Source organism: Aeromicrobium senzhongii (assembly GCF_014334735.1).
GTDB lineage: Bacteria > Actinomycetota > Actinomycetes > Propionibacteriales > Nocardioidaceae > Aeromicrobium > Aeromicrobium senzhongii.
On the sequence record NZ_CP060587.1, the window covers coordinates 2,224,767 to 2,238,039 of the forward strand.

Sequence of the window (13,273 nt, forward strand, 5' to 3'; positions counted from 1 at the left end):
ATTCATGCGCCCTCGCCCGAATCATCGATCCGTGGCCGGGTACCTCCCTCACAGAAGGAGGGATCACATGACCCACGACCCGAACGATTCCCAGGACAAGGACAAGGACGAGAACGAGGAGTCCGGCACCGTCAGCGAGAGCTCGGCGGATCCCACTCCCCCCGCGACCGATGCCACGACGTCCGAGGACGTCCACGACACCCCGCAGTCGCCGACGCGACCCGACGTCGCCGACCAGTAGGCGGCCGGCGGGCCGGGCGGCTCACGCCAGGGCGAGGAAGAGCTTCTCCATCTTCTTGGCGTCGACGCTGTCCGGTCCGCCCTCGACGAGGCACTTCTGCAGGCCCGTCGCCACGAGCGCGTAGCCGCCACGGCCGATCGCCTTGTTGACCGCCGCCAGCTGGGTCAGGGCGTCCTCGCAATCCGCGCCCTCCTCGAGCATCCGGATCACCGACGCCAGGTGCCCGTTCGCCCGCTTGAGTCGCAGGGTGATGGCCTTGACCTCGTCGGGTTCCAGTTGCATCGGTCGTTCCTTCGTCGCTCGGTTTTGTATCCCCCCGGGGGGTTCTGTTATCGTACAGCACGTATCCCCCCTGGGGGTTGTTTGACACGAATCGAGAGAACCATGACCGACTCACCCACGACGGGCTCCTCCCACGGCAAGGCCGTGCTGCGCGAGCTCTCGCCCCAGCACCGTGCCCTGCGCAAGGCGATCCCCGACGTCTACAAGGGCTTCGCCGAGCTGTCGGGCGCCGCGTTCGCCGACGGCGAGCTGGACCGCAAGACCAAGGAGCTCATCGCGCTGGCCATCGGCGTCGTCGAGGGCTGCGACGGGTGCATCGCCTCGCACGGCCAGTCCGCCGCGCGCGCCGGCGCCACCCGCCAGGAGGCTGCCGAGGCCATCGGGGTCACCTTCCTCATGCACGGAGGTCCCGCGACGGTCCACGGCGCTCGGGCCTACGAGGCGTTCTGCGAGTTCGCGGACGCCATCGACGCGAACGAGGCGACCGTCTGATGTGCCGAGCCACCCCCTGCAAGACGTGCGGCAAGACCACCTGGGCCGGCTGCGGCAACCACGTCGCCGCCGTCAAGGCCACGGTTCCGGCCGCCCAGTGGTGCGGCGGCCACGAGGACCCGAACAACGACTCCTGGCTGCGGCGGCTGTTGGGGCGCTGATCGCAGTGCCGGCCGGGCCGCGCGCGGGTACCTTGGGCCAGTGCAACGCGTAGGTATCGAGGAAGAGCTGTTCGTCGTCGACGCCGAGGGCCGGCTGGTCCCGGAGTCCGACGCAGTGGTGCGAGCGCACCGCCGGCTCGATCCCGGCGAGGAGATGGACCACGAGCTGTTCCTGCAACAGGTCGAGATCCAGACCGACGCCCACGACGATCCCGGCACCCTGCGCGACGACCTGCTCATGCAGCGTTCCTCGGCCGCTGCGGCGGCACGTGCCGCGGGCTTCGGCCTCGCGGCCGTGCCGGTCGACGTGCTCGGCGGCAGTGAACCCCAGCCCACACCCGGCTCCCGGTACGCACGCATGATCGCCCGCTACGGCGAGATCGCGCGCAACGGCATGACGTGCGGCATGCACGTCCACGTCGAGGTGCCCGACCGCGACGCCGTGCGCGTCATCGACAGTCTGCGGCCGTGGACTCCGCTGCTGACGGCCCTGTCCGCGAACGCTCCGTTCTTCCACGGCCGGGACACGTCGCATGCCAGTTGGCGCGGGCACCTGTGGGACACCTGGCCGACCGCGGGCCCGGTCGAGGCGTTCGGCGACCACGAGACGTACCGCGCGATGGTGGACGGCTGGATCGCCTCCGGTGCCGCGATCGACGAGCACATGGTCTACCTGGACGCCCGGCCGGCCGAGAACTTCCCGACGGTCGAGGTGCGCGTGGCCGACGTCTGCACCGAGGTCGAGGACGCGCTCCTGGTCGCGGAGGTGACCCGCGCGCTCGTCACCACGGTCCTGTCGGAGCGCCACGAGCCCGGGACGTGGCGGCTCGAGACGCTCAAGGCGGCTCGCTGGCGGGCCCGCCACGACGGGCTGGGCGGAGCGCTGCTCGATCCCGCCACCGGCACGTTCGTGGCGGCCGAACAGGCGCTCGAGTCGCTGCTCAAGACCCTGGGCGGCGCTCTCGACGAGGCCGGCACGACCGCGGTCGTGACCGACGGCGTCCACCGCCTCCTCACCGAGGGGAACGGGGCCGTCCGCCAGCGCTCCGTCGCCGGTGAGCAACTCGACCTGGTCGCCGTCATGGCCGACCTGGTCCAGCGCACCGACCCGCAGCACTGACGGACGGACGAATCGTCAGGGCTTGAACAGCACCTTGACCGTGTTGTCGGTCTTGGCCTGGAAGTTCTTGTAGACCTCGGGCGCCTGGTCCAGCGGCACGCGATGGGTCGCGAAGTCGCCCAGGCCCAGCGGGTCGGACGAATCCTCGGCGATCGGCTTCACGTCGTCGACCCAGCGCTTCACATTGGCCTGGCCCATCTTCAGCGTCACCTGCTTGTCGAACAGGACCTGCAGCGGGACGGGGTCGACCGTGCCGGCGTAGACGCCGATCAGCGAGATCGTGCCGCCGCGACGGACCGCGTCGACCGCCAGGTTGAAGGCGCTCATCCGGTCGATGCTCGCGGTCGTCATCGCCTTGCGGGCCAGGAAGTCCGGCAGCAGGCCGACGGCGTTCTGCGCGATCGTGGCGACGGGCGAGCCGTGCGCCTCCATGCCGACCGCCTCGATGACGCCGTCGGCGCCCCGGCCGCCGGTGGCCTCGCGCACGACCTGGGCGACGTCGACCTTCGTGACGTCGTAGACCTCGGCCCCGCGGGCGGCGGCGCGCGCCATCCGCTCAGGAACGAGATCCACGGCGATGACGCGGATGCCCTCGAGCAGCGCCAACCGCACGGCCATGTCGCCGATCGGACCGAGGCCGATCACCAGGAGCGTGTCGCCCTCGCCGACCTGGGCGTACCGCAACGACTGGTACGCCGTGGGCAGCACGTCGGACAGGTACACGAAGTGCTCGTCGGTGAGGTCGGACTCGATCTTGATGGGCCCGTAGTCGGCGTGCGGCACGCGCAGGAGCTCGGCCTGGCCGCCCGGGACGGCGCCGTACAGGCTGCTGAAGCCGAACAGGGCCGCGCCCATGCCCTGGTCGCGCACCTGCGTCGTCTCGCACTGCGTCTGCAGGTCGTGGTCACACATCCAGCACGAGCCGCAGGCGATCTGGAAGGGGACGACGACGCGGTCGCCGACCTGCAGGTCGCTCACGCCCTTGCCGACCTCGACGACCCGCCCCATGGGCTCGTGGCCCAGGATGTCGCCCGGTGTCATGAACGGTCCGAGCACCTCGTACAGGTGCAGGTCCGACCCGCACAGCCCCGACGTCGTCACCTCGATGATCGCGTCGGTGTCCTGTTGGATCGTCGGATCCGGCACCTCCTCGACTCGTACGTCGCGCTTGCCCTGCCAGGTCACGGCCTTCATCTATGCACCTTTTTCGTCGAGAACGTCGGTCTCCCGGAGGTACCCATCACCGGCGGGCCTACACGGCGGCTCCCGCCGTGAGGCGTCGGCCCGAGGCGATCGGCAGCAGGCTCACGAGGAGCACTGCACCGATGAGGCCGAGACTGATCGGCCAGTTCACGGCCGGCACGACGGTGCCCAGCAGGCCGTAGGCCGCGCCGACGAGCGACGGCAGGACACAGGCCACCCCGATGACGATCGCGGTGAGCGCCACGACCATCGACTCCGTCGCGATCATCGCCAGCAGCTGCGATCGGGTGGCCCCGGTGCGTCGCAGCAGCCGGAACTCGGCCGCGCGACCGGCGGTGAGCATGACCAACGTGTTCGCCGCGACGAGCCCGCTGAACGCGAGCAGCACCAGCAGCAGCACGTCGGACAGTCGCTGGCCGTCCGCACCGGCCTCCGTGGCGCCCTGGACGTGGTCGTCGACGCTCGTGGCCACGAGGCCCTGCCGTTCCAGCGCGGCGGTGACGTCGCTCCCGGCTCCGTCGACGGACAGCACCGTCACGGGTGAGGCGGCGAGGCCCTCGATCGCGGCCGGGGCCACGATGAAGTCGCCGAAGCCCAGGCCACGGTCGTAGACGGCGACGATCGTCGCCCGCACCTCGTCGCCGGCCATCCGCAGGTCGACGGTGTCCCCCACACCCTTGAGCCCGCCGATCAGCGCGTCGCGGCTGACGGCGATCGTGGCGGCACCCGTCAGGTCGTCCAACGAGCCCTCGCGCACCACCGGGTCGACGAGCTCGGTGTCCCCGCTCAACGCGAGGACGCTCGAGGACTCCCACGCGAGGAATCCCGGCGTGCCCTCGTCGTCGTCGGTCTTCACGTCCACGGGCACGCGCGTCATCGTCGCGACCGCGTCCACGCCCGGAGTCCGGGCGACGGCAGCCGAGTCCTCGGGGCCCGACTGCTCGATCACGAGATCGGCCGAGAGCCCGTCGCGAAGCTGCTCGCCCGCGGCCTGCGTGGCCGTCATCGCGAAGCCGGTCTGCACGCCGCCGAGGGCCACGAGCAGCGCCAGCGGCACGACCGCGGTCGTCAGCCGACGCGAGAAGCCGCGCGCGTTGAGCAGCGCGAGGGTCGGCGCCGCTCCGGCCCGTCCGCCGACGAGGCTCAGGGTGCGGCTCGCGACGGTGTGCACGAGACGCGATCCGGCGACGGCCACCGCGGCGAGGAGCAGCAGTGCCGACGTGGAACCCAGGGCGCTGGCGAGGGTGCCCGCGACCACGAACGGCACGCCGGCCACCACCAGTCCCGAGATGAGCAGGACACCGGCGACGATCCGCCGGGTCCGGCCGAGGCCGGGTGCCTCGACACCGGCCTGACGCACGGCGCTCGCGGCCCCGTCCGCCACCTGACGCGACGCCAGCAGTCCGGCGGCCAACGCCGCGGGAACCAGCAGCAGGACCGTCGCGACGGGTGCCGCCAGGGAGAAGCCCAACTCGAACCCGGCGGGCACGATGCCGCTGGAGACCACCAGGTCGGTCAGCCTCGGAGCGGCCAGCAGGCCGGGAACAGCGCCGACCGGGACCGCGACGGCGGTCACGAGCAACACCTCCGCCACGACCATCGACCGCACCTGACCGGGCGTCGCGCCGATCGTGCGCAGGAGGGCGAACTGGCGGCGCCGTTGCCGCAGCGACTGCCCGAACGTCGACGCCACGAGGAACAGCGCGATCAGGACGGTCGTCCCGGCGAAGGACGTCGCGAGGGCGAGCAGCTCGCCCGCGCCCGGCTCCACCGCGCCCTGACTGCGACGGATCCCCGCCTCCACCCAGGCACCGGTGGCCGTGAGCAACGCTGAGGCCAGCACGACCACGGCGAAGCTGCCGGCGATGCTGGCCCGGTGGACGCGCGCCGCGGCGCGGGCCGAGGACCACACGATGCTCATCGGGCCAGCTCCAGCATGCGAGCCGCGACCTGCTCGGCCGTCGGGGCCACGAGCCGGTCGGTGAACCGCCCGTCGGCCAGGAACAGCACCTGGTCGGCGACCGCCGCGACCTTCGGGTCGTGGGTCACCAGCAGCACCGTCTGGGCCAGCTCGCGCGCCGACGTCACCAGCACGTCCAGCACCTGCTCCGCCGTCCGCGAGTCGAGGGCTCCGGTCGGCTCGTCCGCGCACACGATCGTCGGTCGCGTCACCAGCGCCCGGGCGATGGCCACGCGCTGCGCCTGACCTCCGGACAGCTCACCGGGAAGCCGCCGCTCCATGCCCTCGAGACCGACGGAGGCGATCAGCTCGGCCCGCCACGCAGGGTCGGGTCGACGACCGGCCAGCAGCAGCGGCAGGTCGATGTTCTCGGCGACGGTGAGGTGCTCGATGAGGTTGTACGCCTGGGCGACGAAGCCGATGCGGTCACGGCGCAGACGGGTGACCGCGTCCCTCGACAGCGTTCCCAGGTCGACGCCGCCGACGAGGACGTGGCCGCTGGTGGGCGTGTCCAGTCCGGCAGCGGTGTGCAGGAAGGTCGACTTGCCCGAGCCCGAGGGGCCCATGACCGCGGTGAACGAGCCCGGCGCCAGGGCCACCGAGACCCCCTGCAGGGCCGAGACGGTCGAGTTGCCGTCGGGATAGGTCTTGTCGACGTGGACGAACCGCACGGCGGTGTCCGATGGTGTGGTGAGCGGCGCGGTGGTCATCGCGGTCCCCTTGCGTGTCGCCGGACCCGGGTGGTCCGTGCACGTCTCACGCTAGGAACTCCGGCGCTGCCGATCGAGCCGCTTCGGGAGGTGATCGCGAGGTTGCATCCTTCGATGCAAGCCGGGTCTCAGCCGCCGCGCGGGCCGGACGGATCGACCCTCACGATGCGGTTCTGATAGGCCCAGACCACCGCCTGCAGCCGCGATCGGACCCCGAGCTTGGGCATCATCCGCGCCAGGTGCGACTTCACCGTCGAGACCTCGAGCACGAGCTCGCGGGCGATCTCCTCGTTCGACATCCCCTCGGCCAGCAGCATGAGGATCTCGAGCTCGCGCGGGGTCAGCAGGTCGTCGGCGCGATCGGCCGTCACCGGCTGCAGTCGTCGACGGCTGTTGAACTCGGCGATGATGCGGACCGTGAGCGTCTCGTCGATGGTGCCGTGCCCCTCGGCGACCCGGCGCACCGCGCGCACGATGATCTCGGGCTCGGCGTCCTTGAGCAGGAAGCCGGCTGCGCCCGCCTCGAGCGCCCCGAACACGTAGTCGTCGAGGTCGAAGGTCGTGAGGATGACGACCGGGACCTCCGGGTCGGCGTCGGGACCGGAGAGCTCGCGGGTGACGCTGACGCCGTCGAGGCCGGGCATCCGGATGTCCAGGCAGGCCACGTCGGGACGCAGCGACCGAGCCAGGTCGAGCGCTTCGCGGCCGTCGGACGCGACACCCACGACCTCGATGTCGGGCTCGGCCCCGAGCAGGGCCGACAGTCCCGCCCGCACGAGCGGCTGGTCGTCGGCGATGAGGACCCGGATCATGCGTGCTCCCCTCCGGTCGATGCCGTGCCCGGTTCGCGCGACAACGTCATGCGTACCCGCCAGCCGCCGTCGACGGACGGGCCGTACTCCAACTGCGCCCCGACGAGATCGGCGCGCTCCTGCATCCCGCGCAGGCCGAAGCCACCGCTGGATCCACTCGGGGCCACGGTCGAGGGCGCGTTGTCGACGGTCACGACGAGACGGTCGGCGGCTCGGTCGTCGACCTCGACCCGGCACCGCGCCCCGGGCGCGTGGGACCGTGCGTTCGCGAGCGCCTCCTGCACCATCCGGTAGGCGGCCAACTGGGCCAGAGGGCCGACCCCGGCGGCCGTCGGCAGCTGGTCCGAGCCGCGGAGCGTGACGAACTCGACCCCTCCGGGCGCCGCGCCGGCCTGCTCGACCAACCCGGTGACGCTCTCGATGCACTCGACCGAGGTGCGGGCGACGTCGTCGTCGCGCAGCAGGCCCACGAGGCGACGCAGGTCGTCGAGGACCTCACGGCTCTGTCCGCGGACCTCGCGCACGGCGGCCCGGGCCGCCTGCGGATCGGTCTCGATCTGCCGGTCGACCGCGGCCAGCATCACGGCGATCCCCGAGAGGTGGTGGGCGGCGATGTCGTGCAGCTCGCGGGCCATCCCCGTGCGCTCCCGGGCGATCGCGGCCTCCAGTCGGGCCTCGTGCTCGCGGACGATCGCCTCAGCCTCGTTGCGCTGGGCACGGGCGGCGGCTCGGCGTGAGGACAGGAAGGACGCCACGGCAACGGGCGCACCGACGACGAGGGCAGCCTGCGCGAGACCCTCGACGACCAGGGCCACGGGCGCATCGGCGCCGGCACCTGCGCCGATCACCGCCACCGCCACGAGGGCCGCCGACCCGAGCAGCGGCCACCGCAGCCGGGCCACGGAGCCCACCGAGACGGCGCGGTAGACCGCCACGACGACGGCGAGCGACGTCAGTCCCGGGGCGGTCTCCCCGGCGACCAGGGAGACGCCGCAGCCGATCGCCGCCACCAGCGGCGCCGTGAGGGCCGGCCGTTCCCGCGCCATGAGCAGCGCGGCGGCCTGGGCCGAGAGACCGAGCAGCAGCACCCACCAGCGCGCGTCGTCCGGGCCGGGGACGTCGCCCAGGCCCTCGCTGTCGACGGCCGCCACGACGGGCAGCGCCACCAGACCGGCGACCGCGACCAGCCAGGTGACGCCGGCGACGGCGGCATCGACGGCGCGCGGCGTCAGGCTCTGGTTCACGGGGACATCGTCCCATCGACCTAGCCGTCAAGCCCCGCCGCCGGGTAGGTCAGCCCCTCCCCCGCGATGCGCGCCCCGGCCGAGGGCTCGTGCCGCTGGCGGCGGCCGTCGGGCATCACGTGCTCGACGGGCAGGTCGTGGACCAGCATCGCCACGTCCGAGACGAGTCGCCGGTGGCACCGCCACCAGACGAACTCCGAGCACATGACGGCGACGCGTGATCGTCCGGCGAGATCGACGAGCTCGGTCATCGCGCCCTGGAACTCCGTCGTCCGGGTGTGCGCGGCGTAGGCCCGGAACGCCTCGACCCGCCACCAGGCGTCGCGGTCGTCCCCGCCCGCCGGAACGCGGCGTCGCCCGCCCAGTCGTTCCTGCCAGAGGTAGGCGATCCCCTCGAGGGGCAGGAAGACCTCGAGGGGCAGGAAGACCTCGAGGGACTCGCGCGAGAGCTCGGGGTTGCGCCGACTGCCGGGGAACCGGCGGACGTCGACCAGCGTCTGCACGCCCGCATCGCGCAGTCGATCGGCCAGTTCGGCACGCGTGGACGTGCCATGCCCGATCGTGAGCAACGGGCCCGCAGCGCTGGTCACGCCGCGGGCCCGTCACCGGGGGGAAGATCCACCGAGCTCAGCGACGCGCGGTGCGACCGGGGGTGCGACCGAGCTCACGCGCCTCACGGCTGAGCAGCACGCCCAGGCCGACCATCGCGACGGCCAGCACGAAGTGCAGCCAGTCGTCCGCCGTGTTCAGCGGGACGAAGTTGGCCTCATGGTGCTTGTCGATGAACAGGCCGTAGAGCCACAGCAGCGCGTAGACGACGCCGCCGCCGATGAGGTACGCCCGAGCGGTGCTCCACGCACGTGCCAGAGCCAGTCCGGCGATGCCGAACAGCAGGTGGACGATGTTGTGCAGGATCGACACCTGGAAGATCCCGAGCAGCTTGGCCTCGGACTCGTGGCCTGCGAACTTCATCGTGTCGTAGTCGCTGGTGATGCCCGGGATGAAGCCCAGGATCCCCACCACCAGGAACACGGCGCCGAACACTGTCGCGGCGGTCTGCATCTTGGTGGCGGTCATGGATGAGGGTGTTGCCATGATCTTCCTTCCGTTGTTGGGACGAGTCACGGGTACCCGCGACCCCCGGAATCATGCGGTTTTTTGAACAAGTTCCACCGAGCGAGCGCTCACCTCCACACCCCCGTGTAAAAGGGCGGACGCGGGGTACTCGTGGGGCAGACGAGGAGGCTTCGTGACCGGAGAACGAGTGGACCCCGCGACCCGAGGACGGTCGGCGAACACCCGATCCACCTGGGGAGGCGTGCTGATCGGCCTGGGCCTGGTGGCGTCGATCGACGAGATCGTCTTGCACCAGCTGCTGCGCTGGCACCACTTCTACGACAAGTCGACCTCCGAGGTGGGCCTGATCTCCGACGGCCTGTTGCACGCCGCCACGGTCGTGGCGATGGTGGCCGGCTTCTTCGTCCTGCTCGACGTCCGACGGGCCGGGTCCTTCGTGCCCCGTCAGGCGTGGGCCGGACTGCTGCTCGGCATGGGCGCGTTCCAGCTGTGGGACGGGACGATCAACCACAAGCTGCTGGGTCTCCACGAGATCCGCTACGGGGTCGACCTCCTGCCCTACGACCTGACGTGGCTGGTCTTCGCGATCATCCTCCTGGGCGCAGGGGCGCTGCTGCTGTGGCGCCGGCCCCCGGCGGCTCGGCGGTCGTGACCACCCACGCGGGACACCACGCGGCGACGGGCGCCGACCTCGGCGCCTGGCTCGTGCCGCTGGTCCTCGTGCTGGTGACGGCCGGGATCTACCTCGCCGGCACGTGGCGATGGAGGCTGCGCCGAGGGCGCGCGTGGGACCCCTGGCGCACCGCCGGCTGGGTCGCCGGCACGGTCGTCATCGCGCTGGCGTTGTCGCCGTTGACCGACTCCCCCACGGCCCGAGCCCACATGGTGCAGCACCTGCTCCTCGGCATGCTGGCGCCGATCGGCCTCGTGATGGGGGCTCCCGTGACCCTGCTGTTGGGCGTCCTGCGCCCGGATGCCGCGCGCGTCCTGACCGCCGTCCTGCGCACGCGCGCCTTCCACCTGCTCTCGCACCCGGTCACGGCGGCCGTGCTGAGCGTCGGCGGGATGTTCGTGCTGTACCTGACGCCGCTGTACGCGCTGTCGACCGAGAGCACGACCGTCCACCACCTCGTGCACGCCCATTTCCTCATCGCCGGGTACCTGTTCGCCTGGGCGATCGCCGGCCCGGATCCCGCGCCGCGACGGCCGGGGATGACGACGCGGGTCGTGGTGCTGGTCCTCGCCGGCGCGGCTCACGCCTACCTGGCGAAGGTCCTCTACGCCCGCGCCGGCGAGCTGCCCCCGGGTACCGACTACGCCGTCTCGGACATGCAAGCGGGTGCCCAGTGGATGTACTACGGCGGGGACTTCGTCGACATCCTCCTCGCAACCGCCCTGTTCGCGACGTGGCTCAAGCGGCGCTCCAGATCGCGCGAAGCGGTCGGTGTCGGCTCGAGCAGGGTGGGTACACCACGGACATGACCTCGCTCGCACGTCAGACCCAGGACCAGATGGGCGGCCGCCTGAGTGTGCTGACCCGTCAGAAGAAGGACCACGTCCGACTGGACCGGCTCCTGAACGAGTTGGCGGAGGCATCGCCGGGCCCGGTCGAGGATCGCGTGTTGCGGGAGATCGCCCGGCTGGTGTTCCCGCACGCCTTCGCCGAGGAGTCCGTGCTGTGGCCCGTGATGCGACGCGTGCTGCCCGACGGCGAGACGCTGACGCTCCGGGTCGAGCAGGAGCACCAGGAGGTCAACGAGCTGTGGACCTCCTTGGAGGCGCTGGCCTCCGACGATCCGCGGCGCGAACCCATCCTCGACCGGCTGACCCGCGTGCTGCAGGAGGACGTCCGGGACGAGGAGGACGAGCTCTTCCCGCGCCTGCAGGAGCGCGTCAGCGAACGGCAGCTGCAGGCCCTCGGCATCGCCTGGGAGATCGTGCGCCGGATCTCGCCGACGCGGCCGCACCCGGTGGTGGCGCGACGGCCTCCGGGGAACGCGCTGGCGGCGCTGCCGCTGACGATCACCGACCGCGGGCGCGACAACCTCGACCGGTTGGCTCAGCGATCCGAGCGGTTCCGTGATCCCGCCGAGCGCGCCGGCGCGGCCCTGGCGCGCCTGGCTGGTCGCATCGAGGACCTCCCGCTCATGCGCATCGGCGAGCGGTCGTCGACCAGCCGGCCGCCGGGAACCACGGCGCCGACCACGGCAGCAATGAACGGAGGACGGGCATGAAGGCGATGGTGTACCGAGGCCCCTACCGGGTCCGCGTCGAGGAGAAGCCCCACCCCAGGATCGAGCATCCCAACGACGCGATCGTGCGCGTCACCCGAGCGGCGATCTGCGGCTCGGACCTGCACCTGTTCCACGGGATGATGCCCGACACTCGCGTCGGAACGACGTTCGGCCACGAGTTCATCGGTGTCGTCGACGAGGTCGGCCCGTCGGTGCGCCACCTGCAGGTCGGCGACCGCGTCATGGTGCCGTTCAACGTCTTCTGCGGCACCTGTTACTTCTGCGCCAAGGGCCTGTACTCCAACTGCCACAACGTGAACCCGAACGCCACGGCGGTCGGCGGCATCTACGGGTACTCGCACACCACGGGCGGGTACGACGGTGGTCAGGCCGAGTACGTGCGCGTCCCGTTCGCCGACGTCGGCCCCACCGTGATCCCCGAGTGGATGCACGAGGAGGACGCCTTGATGTGCACCGACGCGCTGCCCACGGGGTACTTCGGTGCTCAGTTGGCCGACATCTCCCAGGGCGACGTCGTGGTCGTCTTCGGCGCCGGTCCGGTGGGCCTGTTCGCGGCGAAGTCGGCGTGGCTCATGGGCGCCGGCCGCGTCATCGTGGTCGACCACCTGAGCGACCGGCTCGAGTTCGCCAGTCGGTTCGCCCACGCCGAGACGGTGCACTTCGGGCAGGTCAACGACGTGGTCGTGCACCTGAAGAAGATCACCGACGACCTCGGCGCCGACGTCGTGATTGAGGCGGTCGGGGCCGAGGCGGACGGCAACCTGCTGCAGCACGTCACCTCGGCGAAGCTCAAGTTGCAGGGTGGGTCGCCCATCGCGCTCAACTGGGCGATCGACGCAGTCCGCAAGGGCGGCACGATCTCGGTGATGGGCGCGTACGGTCCGATGTTCAGCGCCGTGAAGTTCGGCGACGCCCTCAACAAGGGCCTGACGCTGCGGATGAACCAGTGCCCGGTCAAGCGGCAGTGGCCCCGACTCTTCGAGCACATCCGCAACGGCCACATCACCCCGCGCGAGATCATCACGCACCGCATCCCCCTCGACCACGTGGCCGAGGGCTACCACCTGTTCTCGGCCAAGCTCGACGGGTGCATCAAGCCCGTCCTCGTGCCCGCATCGTGAGGAGCTGAACGATGGCGAAGATCCCGTACATCCGTGGCGTCCGACCCGGAATCCCGACGCCTGAGGAACTGCGCGAGCGGATCCCCGGCTGGGGCGTCGACCTCGACCCGGCCGACCGCCCGTCCTACCCGCGTGAGCTGGTCGACGGCGTCCCCGACGGCATCGTGTGGGACTTCCCCGAGGAGCAGCCCGACACGTCCCCGCCGCGTGAGCGCTCGATCGAGCACGCGCGACTGACGCCCGTGTTCGGCACGGTCGCTCCCCTGCACGGCGTCCCCGGGGCCGTGCGGCGGTTCGCCTACGCGAAGTTCAGCGAGGCCCGCGCGGCGCACTGGCTGCTGCTGCTGGCGGCCGACCGGATCGAGTCGAAGCAGGCACTGTGGCAGTCGTTCTCGACCGACCGGCCCGACAGCTTCGTCGAGGAGACCGGCATCCGGGCCGAGCGTCAGTATCACGGCATCCGGTCCCGCTGGGGTCGCGGGCGCGTCGACAAGCACCAGGTGATGGATCCGGTGGTGCTGGCGCTGCCGGCACTCCTCAGCGGCTGGGTGGTCGCCCGGGTGGTGCGGCGGCTCGTCCGAGCCTGATCAACGCG

At 71.4% G+C, this 13,273-nt stretch carries 17 protein-coding genes; 9 read left to right on the plus strand and 8 right to left on the minus strand.

Features of this window, described 5'->3' with window-relative positions; translation table 11 throughout:
• Nucleotides 1-67 precede the first annotated feature (67 nt).
• On the plus strand, nt 68-241 hold the full coding sequence (locus H9L21_RS11055; RefSeq protein ID WP_154596847.1) for a hypothetical protein: 174 nt from the start codon (nt 68-70) through the stop codon (nt 239-241).
• 21 nt (nt 242-262) lie between these two features.
• On the opposite strand, the gene H9L21_RS11060 is transcribed toward H9L21_RS11055, so the two are convergent.
• On the minus strand, nt 263-523 hold the full coding sequence (locus tag H9L21_RS11060) for a metal-sensitive transcriptional regulator (RefSeq protein ID WP_154596846.1): 261 nt from the start codon (nt 521-523) through the stop codon (nt 263-265).
• Between the two features lie 102 nt (nt 524-625).
• Between H9L21_RS11060 and H9L21_RS11065 the strand changes: the two genes are divergently transcribed.
• The 3 genes from H9L21_RS11065 to H9L21_RS11075 are packed head-to-tail and all read left to right on the plus strand — an operon-like array spanning nt 626 to nt 2,296.
• Nucleotides 626-1,015 (plus strand): carboxymuconolactone decarboxylase family protein, encoded by a 390-nt coding sequence (locus tag H9L21_RS11065; RefSeq protein ID WP_154596845.1) that lies wholly within the window; start codon nt 626-628, stop codon nt 1,013-1,015.
• Complete coding sequence (locus tag H9L21_RS11070) at nt 1,015-1,176, plus strand: DUF8730 family Cys-rich protein (protein ID WP_187411465.1); 162 nt, start codon at nt 1,015-1,017, stop codon at nt 1,174-1,176. The genes H9L21_RS11065 and H9L21_RS11070 overlap by 1 nt, the downstream gene beginning before the upstream one ends.
• A 40-nt stretch (nt 1,177-1,216) precedes the next feature.
• The gene (locus H9L21_RS11075; RefSeq protein ID WP_154596844.1) at nt 1,217-2,296 is read left to right on the plus strand and encodes a carboxylate-amine ligase; all 1,080 of its coding nucleotides are present in this window, start codon (nt 1,217-1,219) and stop codon (nt 2,294-2,296) included.
• A gap of 15 nt (nt 2,297-2,311) precedes the next feature.
• Here the strand turns inward: H9L21_RS11075 and H9L21_RS11080 are convergent, their stop codons facing one another.
• From H9L21_RS11080 to H9L21_RS11110, 7 genes are all read right to left on the minus strand, one after another.
• Nucleotides 2,312-3,490 carry an alcohol dehydrogenase catalytic domain-containing protein gene (locus H9L21_RS11080; protein ID WP_154596843.1) on the minus strand — a complete coding sequence of 393 codons (1,179 nt, stop codon included), beginning with the start codon at nt 3,488-3,490 and terminating at the stop codon, nt 2,312-2,314.
• 58 nt (nt 3,491-3,548) lie between these two features.
• Complete coding sequence (locus H9L21_RS11085) at nt 3,549-5,420, minus strand: FtsX-like permease family protein (protein ID WP_154596842.1); 1,872 nt, start codon at nt 5,418-5,420, stop codon at nt 3,549-3,551.
• Nucleotides 5,417-6,169 carry an ABC transporter ATP-binding protein gene (locus H9L21_RS11090; protein WP_154596841.1) on the minus strand — a complete coding sequence of 251 codons (753 nt, stop codon included), beginning with the start codon at nt 6,167-6,169 and terminating at the stop codon, nt 5,417-5,419. Before H9L21_RS11090 ends, H9L21_RS11085 begins: the two co-directional genes overlap by 4 nt.
• Before the next feature lie 128 nt (nt 6,170-6,297).
• Entirely contained in the window at nt 6,298-6,981 is a 684-nt protein-coding gene (locus tag H9L21_RS11095) for a response regulator (protein WP_154596840.1), read from the minus strand.
• Nucleotides 6,978-8,225: a sensor histidine kinase gene (locus tag H9L21_RS11100; protein ID WP_154596839.1), complete on the minus strand. Its 1,248-nt coding sequence runs from the start codon at nt 8,223-8,225 to the stop codon at nt 6,978-6,980. The genes H9L21_RS11095 and H9L21_RS11100 overlap by 4 nt, the downstream gene beginning before the upstream one ends.
• Nucleotides 8,226-8,245: 20 nt before the next feature.
• A complete protein-coding gene (locus H9L21_RS11105; protein ID WP_255467038.1) occupies nt 8,246-8,815 on the minus strand; it encodes a DUF488 domain-containing protein in 570 nt (189 codons plus the stop codon).
• A gap of 37 nt (nt 8,816-8,852) precedes the next feature.
• Nucleotides 8,853-9,302 (minus strand): DUF4383 domain-containing protein, encoded by a 450-nt coding sequence (locus H9L21_RS11110; protein WP_154596838.1) that lies wholly within the window; start codon nt 9,300-9,302, stop codon nt 8,853-8,855.
• 172 nt (nt 9,303-9,474) lie between these two features.
• Here H9L21_RS11110 and H9L21_RS11115 point away from each other — a divergent pair, with 172 nt between their 5' ends.
• The 5 genes from H9L21_RS11115 to H9L21_RS11135 are packed head-to-tail and all read left to right on the plus strand — an operon-like array spanning nt 9,475 to nt 13,265.
• The gene (locus tag H9L21_RS11115) at nt 9,475-9,954 is read left to right on the plus strand and encodes a DUF2243 domain-containing protein (RefSeq protein WP_222865768.1); all 480 of its coding nucleotides are present in this window, start codon (nt 9,475-9,477) and stop codon (nt 9,952-9,954) included.
• On the plus strand, nt 9,951-10,784 hold the full coding sequence (locus H9L21_RS11120) for a cytochrome c oxidase assembly protein (protein ID WP_187411466.1): 834 nt from the start codon (nt 9,951-9,953) through the stop codon (nt 10,782-10,784). The genes H9L21_RS11115 and H9L21_RS11120 overlap by 4 nt, the downstream gene beginning before the upstream one ends.
• A complete protein-coding gene (locus tag H9L21_RS11125; protein ID WP_154596837.1) occupies nt 10,781-11,536 on the plus strand; it encodes a hemerythrin domain-containing protein in 756 nt (251 codons plus the stop codon). Before H9L21_RS11120 ends, H9L21_RS11125 begins: the two co-directional genes overlap by 4 nt.
• Nucleotides 11,533-12,678: a zinc-dependent alcohol dehydrogenase gene (locus tag H9L21_RS11130; RefSeq protein ID WP_154596836.1), complete on the plus strand. Its 1,146-nt coding sequence runs from the start codon at nt 11,533-11,535 to the stop codon at nt 12,676-12,678. The genes H9L21_RS11125 and H9L21_RS11130 overlap by 4 nt, the downstream gene beginning before the upstream one ends.
• A gap of 11 nt (nt 12,679-12,689) precedes the next feature.
• Nucleotides 12,690-13,265, plus strand: coding sequence for a hypothetical protein (locus tag H9L21_RS11135; RefSeq protein WP_154596835.1), 576 nt, complete (start codon nt 12,690-12,692; stop codon nt 13,263-13,265).
• The last annotated feature ends 8 nt before the right edge of the window (nt 13,266-13,273 follow it).

Excerpts from the sequence above, each read along its gene's own strand:
- H9L21_RS11055 (WP_154596847.1), top strand. The coding sequence starts at position 68 with ATGACCCACGACCCGAACGATTCCCAGGACAAGGACAAGGACGAGAAC.
- H9L21_RS11080 (WP_154596843.1), bottom strand. The coding sequence starts at position 3,490 with ATGAAGGCCGTGACCTGGCAGGGCAAGCGCGACGTACGAGTCGAGGAG.
- H9L21_RS11110 (WP_154596838.1), bottom strand. The coding sequence starts at position 9,302 with ATGACCGCCACCAAGATGCAGACCGCCGCGACAGTGTTCGGCGCCGTG.
- H9L21_RS11065 (WP_154596845.1), top strand. The coding sequence starts at position 626 with ATGACCGACTCACCCACGACGGGCTCCTCCCACGGCAAGGCCGTGCTG.
- H9L21_RS11095 (WP_154596840.1), bottom strand. The coding sequence starts at position 6,981 with ATGATCCGGGTCCTCATCGCCGACGACCAGCCGCTCGTGCGGGCGGGA.
- H9L21_RS11135 (WP_154596835.1), top strand. The coding sequence starts at position 12,690 with ATGGCGAAGATCCCGTACATCCGTGGCGTCCGACCCGGAATCCCGACG.
- H9L21_RS11090 (WP_154596841.1), bottom strand. The coding sequence starts at position 6,169 with ATGACCACCGCGCCGCTCACCACACCATCGGACACCGCCGTGCGGTTC.
- H9L21_RS11085 (WP_154596842.1), bottom strand. The coding sequence starts at position 5,420 with ATGAGCATCGTGTGGTCCTCGGCCCGCGCCGCGGCGCGCGTCCACCGG.
- H9L21_RS11070 (WP_187411465.1), top strand. The coding sequence starts at position 1,015 with ATGTGCCGAGCCACCCCCTGCAAGACGTGCGGCAAGACCACCTGGGCC.
- H9L21_RS11130 (WP_154596836.1), top strand. The coding sequence starts at position 11,533 with ATGAAGGCGATGGTGTACCGAGGCCCCTACCGGGTCCGCGTCGAGGAG.
- H9L21_RS11125 (WP_154596837.1), top strand. The coding sequence starts at position 10,781 with ATGACCTCGCTCGCACGTCAGACCCAGGACCAGATGGGCGGCCGCCTG.
- H9L21_RS11060 (WP_154596846.1), bottom strand. The coding sequence starts at position 523 with ATGCAACTGGAACCCGACGAGGTCAAGGCCATCACCCTGCGACTCAAG.